Source organism: Alteribacillus iranensis (assembly GCF_900113025.1).
Taxonomy (GTDB): domain Bacteria; phylum Bacillota; class Bacilli; order Bacillales; family Marinococcaceae; genus Alteribacillus_A; species Alteribacillus_A iranensis.
In genome coordinates this window covers 18657-38013 of sequence record NZ_FONT01000011.1, presented here as the reverse complement: position 1 = coordinate 38013, position 19357 = coordinate 18657, and the positions used below count along the sequence as shown (strand labels likewise).

Annotated in this window: 18 protein-coding genes and 1 tRNA gene; 1 reads left to right on the top strand and 18 read right to left on the bottom strand. The window is 42.2% G+C overall.

Features of this window, described 5'->3' with window-relative positions:
* Window position 1 precedes the first annotated feature (1 nt).
* From BM095_RS15655 to spoIIE, 3 genes are all read right to left on the bottom strand, one after another.
* Entirely contained in the window at window positions 2-1012 is a 1011-nt protein-coding gene (locus BM095_RS15655) for a protein kinase domain-containing protein (protein ID WP_091664056.1), read from the bottom strand.
* Window positions 975-1718, bottom strand: a complete 744-nt coding sequence (locus BM095_RS15650) for a VWA domain-containing protein (RefSeq protein ID WP_091664053.1) — start codon at window positions 1716-1718, stop codon at window positions 975-977. The genes BM095_RS15655 and BM095_RS15650 overlap by 38 nt, the downstream gene beginning before the upstream one ends.
* A gap of 81 nt (window positions 1719-1799) precedes the next feature.
* Window positions 1800-4298: a stage II sporulation protein E gene (spoIIE, locus tag BM095_RS15645; protein ID WP_245757935.1), complete on the bottom strand. Its 2499-nt coding sequence runs from the start codon at window positions 4296-4298 to the stop codon at window positions 1800-1802.
* A 154-nt stretch (window positions 4299-4452) separates the two neighbouring features.
* Here spoIIE and BM095_RS16670 point away from each other — a divergent pair, with 154 nt between their 5' ends.
* A complete protein-coding gene (locus BM095_RS16670; protein WP_177194847.1) occupies window positions 4453-4602 on the top strand; it encodes a hypothetical protein in 150 nt (49 codons plus the stop codon).
* A 135-nt stretch (window positions 4603-4737) separates the two neighbouring features.
* Here the strand turns inward: BM095_RS16670 and BM095_RS15640 are convergent.
* The 15 genes from BM095_RS15640 to glmU form a co-directional block, all read right to left on the bottom strand.
* Window positions 4738-4814: transfer RNA gene (locus BM095_RS15640), tRNA-Met, on the bottom strand.
* A gap of 135 nt (window positions 4815-4949) precedes the next feature.
* Window positions 4950-5369 carry a S1 domain-containing RNA-binding protein gene (locus tag BM095_RS15635; RefSeq protein ID WP_091664051.1) on the bottom strand — a complete coding sequence of 140 codons (420 nt, stop codon included), beginning with the start codon at window positions 5367-5369 and terminating at the stop codon, window positions 4950-4952.
* Window positions 5370-5464: 95 nt separating this feature from the next.
* A complete protein-coding gene (locus BM095_RS15630; protein WP_091664048.1) occupies window positions 5465-5851 on the bottom strand; it encodes an FtsB family cell division protein in 387 nt (128 codons plus the stop codon).
* A 27-nt stretch (window positions 5852-5878) separates the two neighbouring features.
* Window positions 5879-6457, bottom strand: coding sequence for a spore cortex biosynthesis protein YabQ (gene yabQ, locus BM095_RS15625; protein WP_091664046.1), 579 nt, complete (start codon window positions 6455-6457; stop codon window positions 5879-5881).
* Complete coding sequence (gene yabP, locus BM095_RS15620; protein ID WP_091664042.1) at window positions 6454-6750, bottom strand: sporulation protein YabP; 297 nt, start codon at window positions 6748-6750, stop codon at window positions 6454-6456. Before yabP ends, yabQ begins: the two co-directional genes overlap by 4 nt.
* Before the next feature lie 124 nt (window positions 6751-6874).
* The gene (locus BM095_RS15615) at window positions 6875-7141 is read right to left on the bottom strand and encodes an RNA-binding S4 domain-containing protein (protein WP_091664039.1); all 267 of its coding nucleotides are present in this window, start codon (window positions 7139-7141) and stop codon (window positions 6875-6877) included.
* A complete protein-coding gene (yabN, locus tag BM095_RS15610) occupies window positions 7138-8628 on the bottom strand; it encodes a bifunctional methyltransferase/pyrophosphohydrolase YabN (protein ID WP_091664036.1) in 1491 nt (496 codons plus the stop codon). The genes BM095_RS15615 and yabN overlap by 4 nt, the downstream gene beginning before the upstream one ends.
* 6 nt (window positions 8629-8634) lie before the next feature.
* The gene (locus tag BM095_RS15605) at window positions 8635-10314 is read right to left on the bottom strand and encodes a putative polysaccharide biosynthesis protein (RefSeq protein WP_091664034.1); all 1680 of its coding nucleotides are present in this window, start codon (window positions 10312-10314) and stop codon (window positions 8635-8637) included.
* 319 nt (window positions 10315-10633) lie between these two features.
* Window positions 10634-11173, bottom strand: a complete 540-nt coding sequence (gene spoVT, locus BM095_RS15600; protein ID WP_091664104.1) for a stage V sporulation protein T — start codon at window positions 11171-11173, stop codon at window positions 10634-10636.
* Between the two features lie 155 nt (window positions 11174-11328).
* Window positions 11329-14862: a transcription-repair coupling factor gene (gene mfd / locus BM095_RS15595; protein ID WP_091664031.1), complete on the bottom strand. Its 3534-nt coding sequence runs from the start codon at window positions 14860-14862 to the stop codon at window positions 11329-11331.
* Between the two features lie 138 nt (window positions 14863-15000).
* Window positions 15001-15234: an anti-sigma-F factor Fin family protein gene (locus tag BM095_RS15590; RefSeq protein WP_091664029.1), complete on the bottom strand. Its 234-nt coding sequence runs from the start codon at window positions 15232-15234 to the stop codon at window positions 15001-15003.
* Between the two features lie 91 nt (window positions 15235-15325).
* Window positions 15326-15880, bottom strand: a complete 555-nt coding sequence (gene pth, locus BM095_RS15585) for an aminoacyl-tRNA hydrolase (protein ID WP_091664026.1) — start codon at window positions 15878-15880, stop codon at window positions 15326-15328.
* Window positions 15881-15989: 109 nt separating this feature from the next.
* Window positions 15990-16655: a 50S ribosomal protein L25/general stress protein Ctc gene (locus tag BM095_RS15580; RefSeq protein WP_091664024.1), complete on the bottom strand. Its 666-nt coding sequence runs from the start codon at window positions 16653-16655 to the stop codon at window positions 15990-15992.
* A 140-nt stretch (window positions 16656-16795) separates the two neighbouring features.
* A complete protein-coding gene (locus tag BM095_RS15575) occupies window positions 16796-17746 on the bottom strand; it encodes a ribose-phosphate diphosphokinase (RefSeq protein WP_091664021.1) in 951 nt (316 codons plus the stop codon).
* Window positions 17747-17778: 32 nt separating this feature from the next.
* On the bottom strand, window positions 17779-19143 hold the full coding sequence (glmU, locus tag BM095_RS15570; RefSeq protein ID WP_091664019.1) for a bifunctional UDP-N-acetylglucosamine diphosphorylase/glucosamine-1-phosphate N-acetyltransferase GlmU: 1365 nt from the start codon (window positions 19141-19143) through the stop codon (window positions 17779-17781).
* Window positions 19144-19357 lie beyond the last annotated feature (214 nt).

The window sequence follows — 19357 nt, the reverse complement described above, 5'->3', positions numbered from 1 at the left end:
TCTAAATCCATTGTCCCATTAAGTATAAGATAGAAGATACGAAGAGAAAAGAGAGGGTGAGAAAGAATTCAACCTTATAAGAAGGTTTTTTTTCTTTGTGTGAACCTTGCTGGGAAGAACGCTTTCGGTGAGTTCCGTGCCCCATATCTGTTGTTTTTTTCTTCGGGTATGATAAGTGAAAGGGACGTGTATCAATCGCATGCATCACATCCTTCTTCATTAACTGAGCTCCACTGTACTCCCCTTTTAAAGCTTGTGTGATGACTCTCTTGTACGATTTATCGATAGGAGCTTCCATCAATTTATTCATTAAAAATAATTTGCCATCTCCTTCTCCCTGGGTGAAGGAGGGCTTCTCAAACCGTTGATCATACACACCATGGAGAATGATCATTGCAGCGGCAAATAAATCATAGGAAGGGTGAGCGCGTCTATCTCCCATTCCCCAATACCCTCTGTCATAAAATTCGGTGTATTCTTTGATCGATCTCCCTATTTTCGTAGTACCTCCAACGTCAAACCATCTCACTCGTGCAGGCGGGCCTGTGACTATTATATTTTCTGGTTTTAAATCCCCAAAAACCCATCCTTGTCGGTGAAGTTGGTCGAGATCACCTAACAGTTGAACCATTAATATTGGAATCCATTCCATCCCTTTTTTTTGGATGAAAGAGAGAAAGTTATCTCCTTCTAAGTATTCCATACAAAAAAAAGGAAAAACACGCCCGTGTATCTGAATATCATCTACATCTATTAAAGAAGGTCCCAGAACATTACCTTGGACCTTGGAAAATTGTTTAAGCACATTTATTTCCGATGTTAGGGAGGCTTTATTCACCCCTATTTTTACAGCAGCTTTACCGGCGCGAGTTTCTACTAAATATACTGTTCCTGTGGCACCCTCGCCGAGTTTTTTTATGATTTTGTACGGGTTGCCGTTCCATTTTCCAATCCATTTTTCTCCCGAGGACAAGTCAAACCCCTGGTTCTTCAAGCGGGAAGTCCTTTGCATGTTCTCTCAAACTCCTTTTCCCCAGTCGTTTGTCAAAATGACGCAACGCTAATTTTAAAGCTGGACCAGTAGGAGTAACACCACCCGTTGTTAATCTTGAAAAAGTACTTGTCACCTTATCCATGTCTGTTGTCCAATCAGCTGCCTTTTCAGCATCCTTTCGTTTCCCGGGAAATAAAAATAAAGAAAAATGGTTATTCCCTGATCTTGACCGTAAACTAATAGATAAATCTGTTAATGCTTCTTGTACCATGGGAAGTTTTGGCTTCATGCTGGCACTTGTATCGACAAGGATTAACACCTCTAAGTGAACTGTCTCGCCAAGTTCATCAACAACCTCCATCACTTCTCCTCTTTTATCGGGTGGCAAGTCTTCCATTTCCTGTTCTTCTCCCAGGATATGGCGCAGTTCATTATGCACTACTCCATGTAACGTTTGAGTCATCGCCTGCCGCGTTACCATTTGAACAGTTTGAGATAATTGGCTTGCATATACAATTTGACTAACCCCCCCTCCTGATTTAGCGATCTCTTCTACTTCTCTTAAGCCATGGCTATGTTCTGCTCCTCCTTCGTTTAAAATCCCGATGACGTTTACCGTAACACCTTTTTCATAAGCAAAGGCAGCAATAGAAGCGGGGTCCTCCCCCTGGTTAGAACACCCATCCGTTAGTAACAAAATCTGTCTTAATTTTCCTCCACTCACACCAAGTCCCCCTCCATCATTTGTAGTACTCCCATTTTTGACAGACTTTCGGAAAGTTATACCAAAAGAAAAAACAGCTTTTCATGCTCTTTTTCTCTTTAACGGCACTGTTTTCCTGACAGGTATGGCCGCCCACTTCGGCATGTTACGGCTTATCTTAGCTGCCATGATTGTCATGTCGTCATGAATCTCCCCATGAGACATTCTCATCACACGTTCTAATAATAAGTCTGCCAGCTCCTGCGGGTCGTTTGTATCAATTTGAGCAATCATACGTTTCACCCACATCTCTGTATTTTCAATAGGTCCCGGAATCTCTAAAATTCCATCGCTAATCATCACCAGCATGTCCCCGTCTTGAAGCTGTTCCTCAATCATTTCAATTTCAGCATGCTCCATCATACCGATTGGTAAATTGCTAGCCTCGATTTGCTTCATCTTCCCTCCGCGTTTAATGAAACTTGGAACAGACCCAATTTTAATAAATTTACTGCTTGCGTCTTTTAAATCCACCATTGCCAAGTCAAGGGTGGAAAATGTTTCTTCCGAAGAACGGAGACTTAAAATAGAGTTGACGGAACGAATGGCTGTAGATTCATCCATTCCTGATGATAAAATAGTCTGTAATATTTGCAGTGCTGAGCTGCTTTCTCTATGTGCTTTTTCCCCGCTTCCCATACCGTCGCTAATAGCAATCGCAAATTTCCCTGTTCCTATGTCAATAGCAGCATGACTGTCTCCCGATATGAATCCTCCCCCTTTTGCTACAGAAGCCAAACCGGTGTCGACGACGAAATCTCGGGCCGAGACGAATTTAAAATTAGAATATTCCGATATATTATCATACCCTTCTTCCTTTTCTGTGATAATATGCTCTTTTAATATGTCTGACAGCATAGGAGCAATAATTTTCTCCGCGTGATCGGATCCTCCCTCTTTAGGTACACTCATCTCTATTTCTACATTCCCTTCATCCAGCCGGTAAATATCAACATGACCAATATCAAGCCCTGCATCATGAAGAGCTTCATAAATTTGTTCCTCCTGCCAATAGTGGGCCTCCTGTTCTCTTTGTATCTCTCGTGCAAAATCTTCCATAATAACAGATACTCCCTTCAATTGATCTGCAACCAATTGCCGGCTTTCGTCCATTTGTTCCCGTAATGTTCGCTGCGCTTGTTCGTTTTTCATTACCTCTTCCATGACATTCGCCATTCTTTTATGGTAGTGGCAATGTTTTTTCCATTGATTTTTCGTCCGGGAATGTATTTTCCCCTCGTGTTCCAGTTCATAAAGCATTGCATCCATTCCGTCATATGTTTTTCGAAATTCTTTTACCCAGCACGTTTCCTTCCGAAAACACGTCTGGCATGTTTTTTCTGTGATCTGACTCAACAATTCATCTTGGTTACTTACATACCCACCACCGGGCTCTCCGGATAACGGCTTTGCTACAAAACTTTTGGATAACGTGTGAAATAATTCAGAAAATTGACCTACTTTCGTGGCTGTCAGCTCCTTTACTTTTTGAGCATGCTTTTGCTGTTCTCTTGCATATTCCGGCGTTCCGGGAATATATTTCTCTATGAAAGACGTAATCGCACGCGGGGTTAATAAAAACAAACCGATCGCTACTGCCGATTCTGCAAGAGTCAGATTTATTCCACTCATACCATCACCATAAAGAGCAATAAGAGCAGTTCCGATGAGAAGACCAATGCTTACTCCCCACTTTTTACCTTCTTTTAGCAGCCCCCCTAACAGACCAGCAAAAGCAAGTAAACTCATTTGGTATAAATTAGCGACCGAAGCCAAGCTGAGAACCAGTCCGGCAATAACACCAACCGAGGCACCTAATGCCGCTCCGCCCGTATAGGCGAATAGCAAAACTAGATAACGAGCCAAGGTGTGTTCAGCAGCCATTCCGTATATGACCCAACCAATCGCTCCTGTCATAATAGAGGCCAATAGGATGATGAAGCATATAATTTCCTCATGCTTTAATGCCTTCCTCCGCTTTTTCGTGACCAACAATGGCATGCTTTGTAAAAATATCATTGTAAGGATAAAACTAAGACCCGCTTCTACCCCAACCATAATAAGGGTATATGATGTCATCGTCCCTTCTGCGAGCCAAACGGTGCTCGCTCGCGCTGTGATAGTTGCGATGAACACTGCCGCCGGCAAGGCCCAGCTCATCTTGTTTACATATCTTTTAAGCCATTCATACAGGACTAAAAAACCGGCGATGCCTGCAATTATAAAAGCACCGTGCCATACAGCTCCCGAAAATGTACCGACCGCTACACCTGCAGCAGCAATGACACTTTTTTCTTTTTTCCATGCATAGACAGCCGCGAAGAAAGGCAGCGCAAATGGAAAAAGTTCTGCCAACAAAACAGCTCGTCCTAACAGGACACCAATAATAAATAGAATGCCTCCCCATTTAATAAAAACCGTTTCTAATCCTTTTAATGATTGTTCTTTGCTTCTCTGTACAGCTTGTTTCATTTTCCCCCATACCATTTCCCATACTGGTACTGTCTCTTGAGCCTCTCTTGTCATCTCCTTTTGAAACATCATATCCACCACCTGTGATATCATTTTAGAGATTAGTATATCGGTTGTATTCTTAAATGTTTGTCAAAATAACCGAAGTGCCAAAAAAAATTCTTCGACGTTTTCCAAAAAGCTGACAATGCCTGTTACGATAACCTCGATGGTGAATGGGATAATGAAGAAAGGCAAAACAATACATTTATCAACAGCAAACGTAGGGGGAAATAAGGAAGAATTGTGGAAGACTCTATTGAAAAATGAAGCACATGCTCTAACGTTTGAGAAAGAATTTTTAGAAAAGAAGAAGTTTGCCATCAGTCTGTAAAAGATACGCTAACCATAAAAAGAATGGAAGTGTCTTAATAGAGAATGGAAAATCAATCCTACATTTAGTACAGAGCCAAAAAAACCTGGTCCGTTTCCGAACCAGGTCTCATTTCGTATGTAAGTGATTAATATATGGTAGCGGCGGAGGGGATCGAACCCCCGACCTCACGGGTATGAACCGTACGCTCTAGCCAGCTGAGCTACACCGCCATATATGGCAACAGTGATGATTATATACTGGGGAAGACAACTCGTCAACCCTTTTTAACTCTTAAATAAGAAAGCTGTCTTTGCAAATTATTCTGCTCAGACAGCTTCATGCATTTATTACATTGGACAGCAAGCCTATCTTCTAGAACCGCGTCCCCCTCTTTTAGAATCCGTTTGTTTGCGCAAGGAGGATAGTCTTTCCTCGCTGTCTTTCATAAAACGGTTCATTTTTTCTTCAAAAGACAAGGGACGTTGCTGAGTACGTGGCTTTTTACCTTGGCCACGTCGGTCACCACCACGTTGACGTTCTTCCTTCGGACGCTCCTGAGCCTTCCGGATAGAGAGACCGATTTTGCCATCGTCCTCTACTTTCATTACTTTTACGGTGACCTCATCGCCCACGCTAAGAAACTGATTAATATCTTCCACATACTTGTCTGCTACTTCACTAATATGGACGAGGCCTGTTTTACCATCCGGAAGCTCAACGAAAGCTCCGAAATTAGTAATGCCCGTGACCTTACCTTGCACCTTGCTGCCTACTTCAATTGACATTTACTAAAAGATCCTCCTTGTTTTCTAAACATTCAATAGCTGAATGTTACAGGTCATCAAATTAATATTATTATACTCGAACTGTAAAAAAAGTGTCAATCTGTTGGTTCTGGTAGTTTAAACAACGTTTCTCCCGGCTTTGTTAAATAATAATCCCGACGTGCAATTTCAGCTATGTAGTCTAAATCATTGTAGTTTTGCACTTCTTGTTTTAAACGACTTTCCTCCGCCTGAAGTTCTTCAAGCTGTGTTTCTAAGGCTGCTCTTTCTGTCTTTTTTGCTTCAAGCATAGACCATTGGGACACTAAAATAACAGTAAACACTACAGCAATGGCGACCCCGGTAATCCCAAGAGCGGTGAGACGGCGGATGAGGCCGCGTCGGTGTTTTTCCGCGATTGCCTGCAGCCTCTCTTGTTCTCTAGCTTGCTTCTTGACGTAGGGTTGATTAATTTCTGTAACTTTCTTTTTCTCAGATAACAATAGAAACCACCCCGTCTATATATAGATTCACTTTTTCCTCTTACCCCAATAGCGTAAAATATAAAAGTATTTTTTTATAGTGGTTACGACAATGGCCGGAACAAAACGTTTGAAAATTGGAAAAAGTAAACGTCCTGTAACCTTTAAAGGGAAAAGTAGAATATTTGATAAGAGCTTTAAGAGAGAAATGATAAGGGTTATTCCTATCATACCTAAGGTTGTGATTTGTTTCAATATGAATTTTATTGGAAGAACAATCAAAACACGAAGCACGCCACAAAACGTCCGCCACATCCAATGAAAAAAAGCAATAGCCCTTTCCATTATCTTTAAGAATGTTCGTCTCCCACTTTTCCGGTAGAGAAGAAACCCGAAAAGTAATCCGAGATAAACATAAATTCTAAGCTCCCCCTCATTCATATGGAGCAACACATAAAATACAAGAAGAGCCTGTGCTAACCAAAAGACAATGTCCCATACTGCTCTCATCCACAGCGTACGTATCGAAGTAAGGGTGAGCCGGTGATACACATCAATATTTATTCCGATCACCGTGCCCATAACGATCATCGCAAACATGGTTTGAAATTGAACAGTGAGACTCACTTAAACAGCTTCCCCATAAATCCCTTAGTTTTACTGCTTGTCTGATCCACATACACTAGATCATCCACTTTCCCTTCAATCGATACAACGCCCTCATTTACATCCAAATTCTTCATATGCAAGTTATGGCCGCGTACAGACAAATACCCTAAAACGGTTTCTAATAGAAACTCCTCATTATCAAAGCTTTCTACTTCTTTGACACCCGTGATCTCCAAACTTTTTCTGCCTTTTAAAATCACATCATGGGATACTTGAGAACGTTGGGAGGTATGCTCTTCTCCAAAAGCCATCATTCCACACTCCTTCTCACGCTTGTATCCCATTTATATGAGATCATATTCAAAGTTAGTAGTAGAAAATCTACTTTATTATCAGAGGGGGAAAAGAAACGCCCTCTCCATCTCTTACAATAGTTTAATCATTGGCAGCTATTTTTTCTTCCTTGATGACCGTATACATGGACTCCGCTTCGTCTTTTTTTGTTGTTTCTTTTATCTCGTTAATCTTCACGGTAATACGTTTCGTAGCAAATCGGATAGTTAGCTCATCTCCTGCAGCAACCTCTGTCCCGGCTTTCGCCTGGTGACCATTTACGGTAATTCTGCCTTGAGAAGCGACTTCCTTGGCTAATGTTCTGCGCTTGATCAATCGTGACACTTTTAAAAATTTATCTACTCTCATTGGTTTCTCCTTTCCTGTTGTTTTGCCTCTTCCCAAAAATGGTCCATATCAGCTAGACTCGTTTCTTCAGGAATCTTCCCTCGTTCTTGAAGGGCTTTTTCAATATAGCGAAATCTATCTTTGAATTTACGATTCGTCATATGGAGACATTCCTCTGGCTGCAATTTATAAAACCTTCCAAGGTTTACTATCACAAATAATAGATCTCCAAATTCCTTTTTTATGGATTTCTGATCACCATTTTTTAGTTCCGTCAACCATTCTGCCAGCTCTTCGTGGAACTTTTTCCACATAGGAGCATCGTCATTCCAATCGAACCCCACTTTTGCCGCTGTCTTCTGCAATTCGTAAGCCTGAATTAAAGCAGGTAAAGAAGGAGAGATGGGGTGTAGCAACGATTCACCTTGAGAACCTTTTTCTTTTTTCTTAATGGCTTCCCAATTATTCGTGACATCTTCTGCAGTATCTGCCTCTTGGTCTCCGAACACGTGAGGATGACGTCGTATCATTTTTGCGGTCAATGTTTCAATGACATCTTCCATCGTGAAATAACCTTCGTCTTCTCCAATTTGTGCATGCAGTAAGACTTGCAGCAGAACGTCCCCCAGTTCTTCTATTAAATGCTCATCATCTTTTTCATCGATTGCATCTATTACTTCATACGTTTCTTCAATCAAATACTTTTTTAAAGATTCATGTGTCTGTTTCTTGTCCCATGGACATCCGTCCGGACCGCGGAGAGTTGCAATGACATGTCGCAATGTGGCAAATTCACGATAAAGAGACGCAACCTCTGTAACAGGCGGAATATACAAAGCTGTTAGGTTGTTTACATACGCTTCCCGATCCAGTTCAAAGAGAGGCATTTTTTTTAATGTCTCCTCCTTGGTACCAGCGGCTGTGACCAGAGTTACTTCATAATCATCCGGATATTTTTCCATTAAGGTCAATTTTACGTCTGAGGCAATCATCGCATCGTACACCTGACTTACTATAACGTGTTGACGTAACATAAGGTCGTTTGGTTGCATCGAAGTAGCATCCAACAGTTGAAAGCCGTCATTGGGATCTATTCGCAATGCCGTGAACATGGGGTCCAGAAAACTTTGGCCTCCTTTGATCTCTAACCGCAAATCTCCTTTTTCCTCTGATTCTATTAACTGTTGGACGGTGATCTCTGCTGTGAGAGGATGCCCAGGGACGGCATAATAAATATGGGAAAGACGATTTGCCTCCGTTAACAATGTTCTTGTGATTTTCTCATATACCGCGGAAAAATCCTCCTCTTCCTCATATATTGCATCAAAAGTTGAAAATGTAATGCCTTCCCTTTCCAGTTCCTGTACTACAGGATGGGAAGCGGTTCGTAAGTACAGAGGATTTGCTTGCTGAAGAGTGCGATAAATACCTAATGGCATTTGATCTAAGTCACCGGCACCTAAGCCAATAACGGTGATGAAAGGTATTTCTCTATTCGTTTCACTCATACCTGGTCATCTCTCCTTTCTTTTTCGTAAACCTTCCAACTTCCTTGCTCCTGGCAGCAGCCTTCGTTCTTCGTCGCTGAACAATGAAAGATGCCATACTGCCAGTGTAAAAATCAAGGCACTGCCTATTACTATTCCAATTGACAAGATAGCACTGGTCGTTCGGGTCATATTTACAAATCCGGCAAGGGAAATGGATGATCCAGCTAGAGCCGCCATCAGAAAGAGGGCTGCCCCAGCTTTTGCCAGCCATTTCAATGACAGAGGAGTCATCCACCCCTTTCGATAAATAAACAACAGATGAAAGACTGCAGTAACAAACATACCCATTACTGTCGCCGCAGCCGCTCCTTTCACCCCGAATAAAGGAAGGAGAACTATATTTCCTAAAAGCTTAACGAGCCAGCCGACGCCTAAGTAAATAGCTGGCACTTTAAAATGATTATGGCCTTGCATGACAGCAGTAGTGATAAATACGGGACCACTAAATATTAATGTAAAAGCAAGAATACGGAGGATCCCCGTACCCTCGTCATTTTCAAACAAAAAAATATTAACCGGCTCAGCGATGATCACTAATCCAATCGCAGCAGCGCTTCCTAGCAATACACTGACACGAAATGCTAAGTTCGCATACTGGCACGCCAAACGTTTATCTCTGACTTGGCTAATTAACGGGACCATCGTCAGCGCTATCGAAGTGGCTGCGACTGTCCCGAATTGAATCAGAGGTTGACCCCTGTCAAACAGACCTTTAATTTTTCGAGCTTCTATTGCTGTCATCCCTGAGTTTTCCAGCTCGTTTGCCACGTAGAATGCGTCAACCAACTGATATAGAATAAAGATCATAGAACCAAGACAAATGAATAATCCTTGTGACAATAATGTCCCGCTTTCCGTCTTTATCCCATTTATAATGTTACTCCAATTCAATTGGCGGAACGAGGCTCTCTTCTTTTTCGTAGCAAAAAGTAATACACTGACGCCCGCTACACATCCCGCAATGGAACCAACAGCCGCCGCTGTCCCAGCCGAATATGCGCCCAGATTCGACCGGACAACTAGCCACACTAGCAATAAAATGGCTGTTACGCGAACGAATTGCTCTATAACATGAGACACTGCCGTAGGACTCATATTGCCTGTTCCTTGGAAGTATCCTCGCAGTGCAGAATAAAAAGGGATGAAAAAAAAGACACACCCTATGATTCGCAGAGGTAGTAATAATTGACTGTCCCCCATCCACCCTGCGATTATTCCTGCTCCTCCCATAAAAACCAAAGCGATGGGAAGATGTGCAATCAAAAGAATGAAAAAAGCAGACCAAGCAATTTCTTGAGCTGCCAATGAATGTTGCTTCTGTTCTTTCTCTAGTACCAGTTTAGATATGAGAACAGGAAATCCATACATAGATACAACCATAGCCGCCCCATAAAATGGATAAATTTGCTGGTATACGTAATAACCTAAATCTCCTGTTATGTTTTGGTAAGGGACACGATAAAAAGCGCTCAAAATCTTACCAATGAAAGCTGCTAGGGTTAAAAACACGGCACCTTTCCACCAGCCGCTTCGCCGCCCCTTCACTTCCTCCATAATCCATCTCCCTTTCACTTGAACCAGTATATCATAAAGAAAAGCGTAAGCGCCTTGGTTAGCTGCGACAGGTTCATCTGTCTTCGCCAAAGGCCATCCTGATGGCCGGAGGAGTAGACGATGAAACCCCGAGCAGCTAGGCGCTGAAGCTGGACATAAAGAAAAGCGTAAGGCGCCTGACTTGCACAGGACGTGCTGGCTTCTGCGTTGCAAACAGGACGTTTGCGTTTCTAGCAGAAGAACCGCTATGCGACAAGCGCTGGAGAAGGAAGTTCGACTAAAGACGTCACGTCCTGTGGGCCTCAGAGCAGCTAGGCGCTGAAAGCTGGACAACTCACAAAATGCTTTTATTTATCCATAAGAAAAAGCCACGGAAGTAAACAACCTACTCCGTGACTGTTGGGAATGATTATTGTTCCATTTGTCTTGCTAAAAATCCAGCGGCTGTTTCGAGCAGCTTTGCTGATATAGCCTCATCCACTTTATCTTCTTTTGCGATCATCACCACGGCACCAATAGGGTCACCATTTGCAATGATAGGTGCCACCGCATATCCTCTCATCGTTTCTTCATGGTCACTGACGATATTATAGTCCCCTTTTACTGAGGTTACCTTCGTCTGTCTATCGGTGATCGCTTCTTCCACAATGCGTCCAATGCTTTTATTTGCATAATCCTTCTTCATGCTTCCGGACACTGCAATATACGTGTCACGGTCAGCGATAAGGACAGGGTGTTGTAATGTATCATATAAAGCTTCTGCATATTCTTTCGCAAAGTCCCCTAGTTCAGAAATAGGCGAGTACTTCTTCAGTATGACTTCCCCATCTCGATCCACGAATATCTCCAGCGGATCCCCCTCCCTGATACGCAGCGTGCGCCGGATTTCTTTGGGAATAACTACTCTGCCAAGGTCATCAATACGACGCACGATGCCTGTCGCTTTCATCATACGAACTGCCTCCCTTTCTATCGGTGTGTTAATCCTGAGATGTGATCGAGACAAAACCGTCTCTCTCTTGTATTGCTTTTATTATCCACCAGAAAAAGAGATATATTCATAAAAAGTAGAAAAAGCTGGAGATACAGAAAGACAAAAGCATTCTATGCGGATTCTTCCGTCTCTTTTTTTGTCTCTGGGAGTTTGGTTACAATCTTATTCAATATGTCCAGGAATTTACGTTCCGATATTTTATTTTGATGAATAGCCAGTTTAATCTTATTATCACTCGTTCCTATTCCAACTTCTCGGCCCATTTCATTCACTAGGTTAAACAGCTTCGCCCCTTCAATTTGTTGAGTAGTTTCTTCGGTTAAAAGTAATGTTGTTTTTTGTTTTTCTTGAAGAATCGATTCGATTCCATGGTCCTTTGCCAGGATCTTGACCCTTGCGATCGTAAACAAATCTTCCGTTTCTCTCGGATACTCCCCAAACCGGTCGATCATCTCATCCTGTAAATCCTGTAAATCGTCTAATGTCTCTAATCCTTTAAACCGCTTATACATTTCAATTTTCTGTTTCGAATCCTCTATATATTCAACGGGAATATAAGCATCGACATTCACGTCTAGTTCAAACTCAGGCTCTTTTCGTTTTGGTTTTTCTCCTTTTTTCTCCTGAATCGCGTCCCTCAGCATTTGGGAGTACAAATCAAATCCTACGGAGTCTATAAAGCCATGCTGTTGGGCTCCCAACAAATTCCCGGCCCCTCGTATCGACAAGTCCCTCATCGCAATTTTGAATCCGGATCCAAGTTCGGTAAATTCTTTAATGGCTTGAAGTCGTTTTTCTGCCACTTCCGTGAGGACCTTGTCTCTTTGATAAGTAAAATAAGCGTATGCTATCCGGTTGGACCGTCCTACTCGGCCTCTTAACTGGTACAACTGGGAAAGACCCATTTTATCAGCATCATAAATGATTAACGTATTTACGTTCGGGATATCAACACCCGTTTCAATAATAGTCGTTGTCACAAGGACATCTTTGTTCCCCTCTAAGAAATCGAACATAACTGATTCCAGTTCTTGCTCATTCATTTGCCCGTGCGCGTAGGTTACGCTGGCATCTGGCACCAGTGCTGCAACTTGATCTGCCATACGGCTTATATCATCGACATGATTGTACAGAAAATATACTTGACCGCCCCTTGCAATTTCTCGCTCTACCGCTTCCTTTATAAGCGCGGCATTATACTCAAGGACGTATGTTTGCACAGGAAATCTATTCTCAGGAGGCGTTTCAATCACAGACAAATCCCGTACCCCGAGCATAGACATATGAAGCGTTCGCGGAATAGGAGTAGCTGTTAACGTCAATACATCGACATTGGCTTTCATTTGTTTAATCTTTTCTTTATGGGTTACACCGAACCGTTGTTCCTCATCCACAATTAAAAGCCCTAAATCTTTAAACTTCACATCTTTTGAAAGAACACGGTGTGTCCCAATAACAATGTCGATACCGCCTGTCTTTAAACTGTTAAGAGTCTCCGCCTGTTGTTTGCGTGACCGAAAACGACTAAGAAGACCTATGTTTATCGGATAATCAGCAAACCTTTCTGAAATAGTGTCAAAGTGCTGCTGTGCAAGAATCGTCGTAGGTACAAGCATCGCTACTTGTTTTCCATCCAGAATAGCTTTAAAGATAGCTCGAATAGCAACTTCTGTTTTGCCGTAGCCAACATCTCCGCATAATAATCGGTCCATTGGGCGTTCCTTCTCCATGTCTTCCTTGATTTCCTGTATCGCTCTTAACTGATCTTCCGTTTCTTGATATGGAAAAGAAGAGGCAAACGCATTTTCTTCTGTCTCGTGATTAGAAAAAGCATAACCTACAGATGCTTCACGCTCGGCGTACAATTTGATTAAATCGTCGGCAATGTCTTGAACCGAAGATTCTACTTTACGTTTTACTTTTTTCCATTCGCTTCCGCCAAGTTTGGAAATTTTCGGTTCCTTATCTTCAGACGTTGCATACTTCTGAACTTGATCAATTTGTTCCACTGGCACGTAAAGCTTATCATTGCCGGCATAAGAAATGTTCAAGTAATCTTTATGAATCCCATTCACTTCCAGGGTCTCTAGTCCTAAGTATTTGCCGATCCCGTGGTTGACATGGACTACCAAATCACCGACAGAAAGTTCTGAATAGCTTTTTATGCGTTCTGCATTAGAAATCTTTTGTCTTCTTCTCGGTCGCTGTGTTTTTTTCGAAAATGCCTCCTGTTCCGTAATAACAGCAATTTTTTCCATTGGCATTTCAAAACCGCTGTTTAACTGTCCCTGTACAATTGTTGCCCGATCAACAGAGAAAGGTCCTGACATGTCAGCGATGTCTGCTTCTATATCATAATCATTGAGTACGCTTTGAAGCTTTGTGACTCTTTCTTCACTGCCAGCTACGAATACAACGGTATAGTTCCCTTGTTTCCACCGATCCATTTCCTTTTGAAGGACAGGCATTTGTCCGTGAAACTGCTGCATGGCTCTGCATTGAATGTTAGCTACATTTTGCGGTTCGATCGATGAGATATTTCGTAAAAACAAAGAAAAATAAACACGGGGATTGTCTATCCCTTCGAGGAGGTCATCAGAAGACACAGATAACGTGACATTATTCGGTATCTCTCCCTGTTCCACCGTCGCTGTCAGCCATTCTGCTTCTTCTTTATCTAATCGCTCAAGCATTTCATGTACTCTGCTGACTTCATCAAAATAGAGAACGGTTTCCTCAGAAAAATAAGATAACAATGTGGCAGGCTGGTCATAAAAATAACGCATGTATTTATAAATACCTTGAAAGCGGGATTGTTCGTTTAACTGTTCCATGTCATAGGAGAGGTGCTCCTGCAGCTTTTCTTTTACAGCGTTTTGATTTACAGTTTTTAACGTTTGTCCCAGTGCTTGTTCAAGTTCCTCCGCTGCCTTCTCAAAATGTTCCTTCGCTAGTATGACTTCTTGTGCCGGACCAATGGTTAAAGAATGAATTTCTTCTAGCGAGCGCTGATCTTCCGCTTGAAAATAACGAAGCGAATCAATCTCTGTATCAAACAAATCAATACGGACGGGGTTCTCTTCTGTTAGAGAATAAATGTCAATAATGCCCCCTCTGATGCTAAATTCACCTGGCGCAGATACCATATCTGTTCGTTGGTAGCCAAGAGAAATCAGCTGGGTAACAAAAGCCTCTAAATCTAGTTCTTTTTCTCTCTCCAACGTGATTTGCCCATCTTTCCATAATGCGGGAGGCGGAAGAAGTCTTTTTATACCAGCTGCCGGAGCAATGACTATTCCCTCAAACTGACCAGATGTTAATTGATTCATCACTTCAATCCGCTGCGCTCTCATCTCTGGACTGGCGATTGCTATTTCAGAAGCAATCAACTCATTCACAGGGTATAAGTAGACATTTGTTCCTACCAATTCCAATAAATCTTCATACAGTTTCTGAGCCTGATAGAGAGTGTGAGTAATCACAAGAGTTGGTTTGTGTATTCTTGATTGAGCCAATGATATAAAAAAAGAGCGGGCCGATCCGCTTAACCCGGCGACTAGTTGTTCCTTCATTCCATGTTCAATTCCCTCTAAAACGGCTTGAACATGATCGTTATCGGCCAGGATGGATTGTAATCCTTTCATGATTTGCTTTTCCCCTTTCACCACAAATCGATCGTATGTCTTAAACATATGTTCGATTATATACCAGCAGAAAACAGGCTGCCTCTCCTATTCGGAGCCAGTCCTGTTCTCTGAATAAGTAATAATAAGATAAATTGCTTAGTGTATCCAACGTTCAAGTGTATACCACTCAGGATTATTTTCAAGAGCTTCTTCACAATGTTCACATGTTACTCTAACATGAACATGTCCATCAGAGCCATAATGAATAATTTGCTGCTGCTCTTCATCGGAAAGTTGATCCAAGCCTAATTGAGGGGATACGAGAAGCTCCTCATTTTCTAACGTTCCGATAGAATTTCCACAGTGCCGGCAATAGTATTGAATAGCCATAGTTCCGCTCCTTTTCACTCTGAATACTATTCAAGCTTAGTATGAGCGAGAATGAAGCACTATATACTATGCCTCTTCATGGAGACAGATGCTAATTAAATTGATTCATTACTTCATCGAAAGGTTTGTAAAGCCATTCTCCAGCTGCCTCTGCTGCCAAATCAATAGCTTTTTCCACCAACGATCTCTCTTTCGGAGGAAACGTCCCTAATACATGAGTTACCACGGATTTACCCTCTGAAGGCCGTCCCACTCCAATACGGATACGTTTGAATTCCTTTGTCCCAATCTGATCAATGATCGACCGAATCCCATTATGTCCACCGTGTCCGCCTTTAAGACGGAGACGGAGACGTCCTGGCTCTAGATCTAAGTCATCATACATGACAAGCAGATCCTCTGCATCCACGTTGTAATAAGATAAAAGAGGACGGATCGCTTCACCAGATAGGTTCATATAGGTAAGAGGCTTTATTAAAATCAGTTTCTCATTGTTAATTCGTGTTTCTATAATCATACTGTTATTATTCTGTTTCCATGATGCTTGCAGATGGGAAGCTAATTGATCCACTGCTTCAAACCCTACATTATGACGGGTTTTCTCATATTTCTTCCCAGGGTTGCCAAGGCCTGCGATTACCTTCACGTCATTCACTGCCTTCCTGAAACGCCAACTAATTGTTTGAAAATTATTAATACGATTCTTAGTGATAAAAAGGCATAACCGCGTGGACGGCTATACCTTCCTCGTTTACTTATTCTTCTTTTGAAGCATCCTCTTCTTCAGAGCCTGACTCATTCGATTCCTGACCGCTATCGTCTGTTTCCACGAGTTCTGGTTCTTCCGTTTCTGTATCGTCTTCCACAACCTCTTGGTCAGGAGGCAGGATTGTTACTACTGTTTCCTCCGGCTCGTTCGTTATCTTATATCCTTCTCCAGAAGAAAGATCTGCTACTTGAATGGAGTCCCCGATTTGAAGGTCCGATATATCTACGGTAATTTCTTCAGGTATATCAGCTGGCAGAGCACTTACTGTCACATTATACAACAGTGGTGATAATACTCCTCCGTCCTTCTCGCCAGGTGATTCTCCTACTAGATTGACAGCTACTTCTGCTTCCATTTCCGATTTTAAGTCTACTTCAAAAAAATCGATATGGACGAGATGATCCTTAATTGGATCCACTTGCATATCATGGACAATCACTTTATGTTTCTTGCCTGATACTTCCAATTCGATGATTCCGTTGCGTCCTACTTCACGCAAAGTTTTAATAAATTCAATGCTCGGCACGGCTACTGGCGTGCTTTTTGTCTCTTTCCCATAAAGGACAGCAGGGACATAACCTTGCAATCGTAAACTTCTTGTTTCGGATCTTTGTAAATTCTCGCGAGTATTTGCATCTAATACAGTAGACATCATTGATTCACCTCGTTATCAATTTGAGTGTCTTTATTAGCTTTACCCACTTACAACGGAATGTTAACATTTTTATTTAAATCAATATATCATGAGGATCCGTTCGATATCAAGAAACCATCCCTTCTTCTCACTTAGAGTTACTCGAATAACGTACTTACAGACGTCTGTTCATGAACTCTAATAATCGCTTCTGCAATTAATGGAGCCAAAGAAAGCTGTTTAATTTTGTCGATTTGTTTTTCCTCAGGTAGAACAATGGTATTCGTTACAGCTAATTCTTTAATATTGGAGTTCTCAATACGCTCAATAGCCGGGCCAGATAAGACGGGATGCGTACAGCAAGCATAGACTTCTTTTGCACCTTTCTCCAGCAAAGCATCTGCTGCTAATGTCATCGTCCCGGCTGTATCAATAATATCGTCTACGATGATCGCAGTCTTATCTTCTACGTCCCCGATGATGTTCATGACTTCAGATACATTAGGTTTCGGACGACGCTTATCAATAATAGCAATCGGTGCTTTCAACCGGTCTGCCATTTTTCTCGCTCGTATGACACCTCCGTGGTCAGGTGATACAACGACGACATCTTCCATCTCTTTGTCTAAGAAGTGCTTGGAAAGAATAGGCTCACCCAGAAGCTGATCGACCGGTATATCAAAGAAACCTTGAATTTGAGAAGCATGAAGATCAGTAGTGATCACCCGTGTTGCTCCGGCTGTTTCAAGCAAATTTGCTACTAGCTTTGAGGTGATCGGCTCCCGAGAGCGAGCTTTTCTGTCCTGACGGGCATAGCCATAGTAAGGGAGGACTACGTTTATATTTTTCGCTGAAGCTCGCTTTACAGCATCAATCATAATCAGAAGTTCCATTAAGTGCTCATTCGCAGGTTCAGAGGTGGACTGTACTAAAAAGACATCACATCCTCTAATGCTCTCCTCAATGTTCACTTGGATTTCTCCATCGCTAAACCGTTTTACTGAACTTTTCCCCATCTCCATGCCAATTTGATTCGTAATTTCATGGGCTAGTGCCGGATTTGAGTTTAGCGTAAAAACTTTCAAGTAAGGATCGTCATAAGTGGGCATGAATATTCCCTCCGTCATTATATTTGAATTGGTCAGTCGTTCTTTTTTACGTAACCTTCTTTGTTTGTCTGTCGGGCACGGGCAATAGAAAGTGCCTCACCCGGTACGTCGTCTGTGATGGTTGACCCTGCTGCTACATACGCACCTTCTCCCACGGTTACGGGAGCAATCAAATTCGCGTTACAACCGACAAACGCACCATCTTCAATTTTAGTCAGGAATTTATTCTTGCCATCGTAATTCACTGTAATGGAACCGCAGCCCAGGTTAACCTGCTCGCCAACCTCAGCATCCCCGATATAGCTAAGGTGAGAAGCCTTGCTTCCTTTGCCGAAAGATGTTTTTTTGATTTCAACAAAATTTCCGATCTTCACGTCATCGGCTATCGTTGATTGAGGACGAATGTGGGCATAAGGACCTATTTTAACCTCATCACCTATATCACTGTGGGAAATAACAGACTGCTTTATCCATGTATTGTTTCCAATTCTACTGTCTGTTATTTCAGTGTGCGGGCCGATAGTACAGCCTTCTCCTATTTTTACAGTGCCGTGTAAAAAGGTACCTGGATAGATCACTGAGTCTTTTCCAATCACACTATCTGCTGAAATATATGTATGGTCTGGATCTATAATAGTAACTCCTTCTCTCATCCAGTACTCATTAATTCTCTTTTTTAAAGCGGTCTCTGCACTTGCAAGAGCAACTCTGTCATTTACCCCAATCGTTTCAGAGAAATCAGGGGTCTGCCAAGCAGTTACCACTTTTCCTTGCTCCTTCAAAATTTCGATGACATCCGGCAAGTAATATTCACCTTGCGCATTATCATTACCTACTTGTCGAAGCGCTTCAAAAAGCTTTTTATTATCAAAACAGTACGTGCCGGTATTAATTTCTTGTACGTCACGTTCAGATTCATTTGCGTCTTTGTGCTCAACGATTCGCAGAACATGTCCGTCATTATTACGAATGACACGTCCATATCCAGATGGATCTTCAGCATGTGCTGTAAGTACAGAGGCACTCGCTCCAGTTCTTTCATGGTGCTCCATAAGCGACTGAATCGTTTCCGCCCGAATTAAAGGTGTATCACCGCAGAGTACGACGGTTACGCCTTGTTTCTCTCCAAGAATCTCCTCCGCCTGCATCACTGCATGGCCCGTTCCTAACTGGTCTTCTTGAAACACATAAGAAACACGGTCGCCTAATTGTTTTTTTACGTCATCTGCGCCATGACCAATGACCGTCACTGCTTCTTTTAATCCAGCTTTGTTTACCTGGTCAGCCACATGTTCCACCATCGGCTTTCCACCCACTGGGTGCAGTACTTTATATAAGTTCGATTTCATTCGTTTACCTTGCCCGGCGGCTAAAATAACCGCAAAACGATTGTTCATTATTCGTCCCCCAAAGTCTCCGGTTTTCCCTTACGAATATATCCTAAAAAACTACGCATTTCAAGGAAAGACAAATAATTGTTGAATGATGTGCACACCTTTATATAACTAAGAAATCATTGTTTTTTCCTCCTGGTTATTGGAGGACTGTCATCACTTTAACATAGGATGGCACTTCGACATCCAGCCGCCATCCTACTCTTAGTGTATTTAT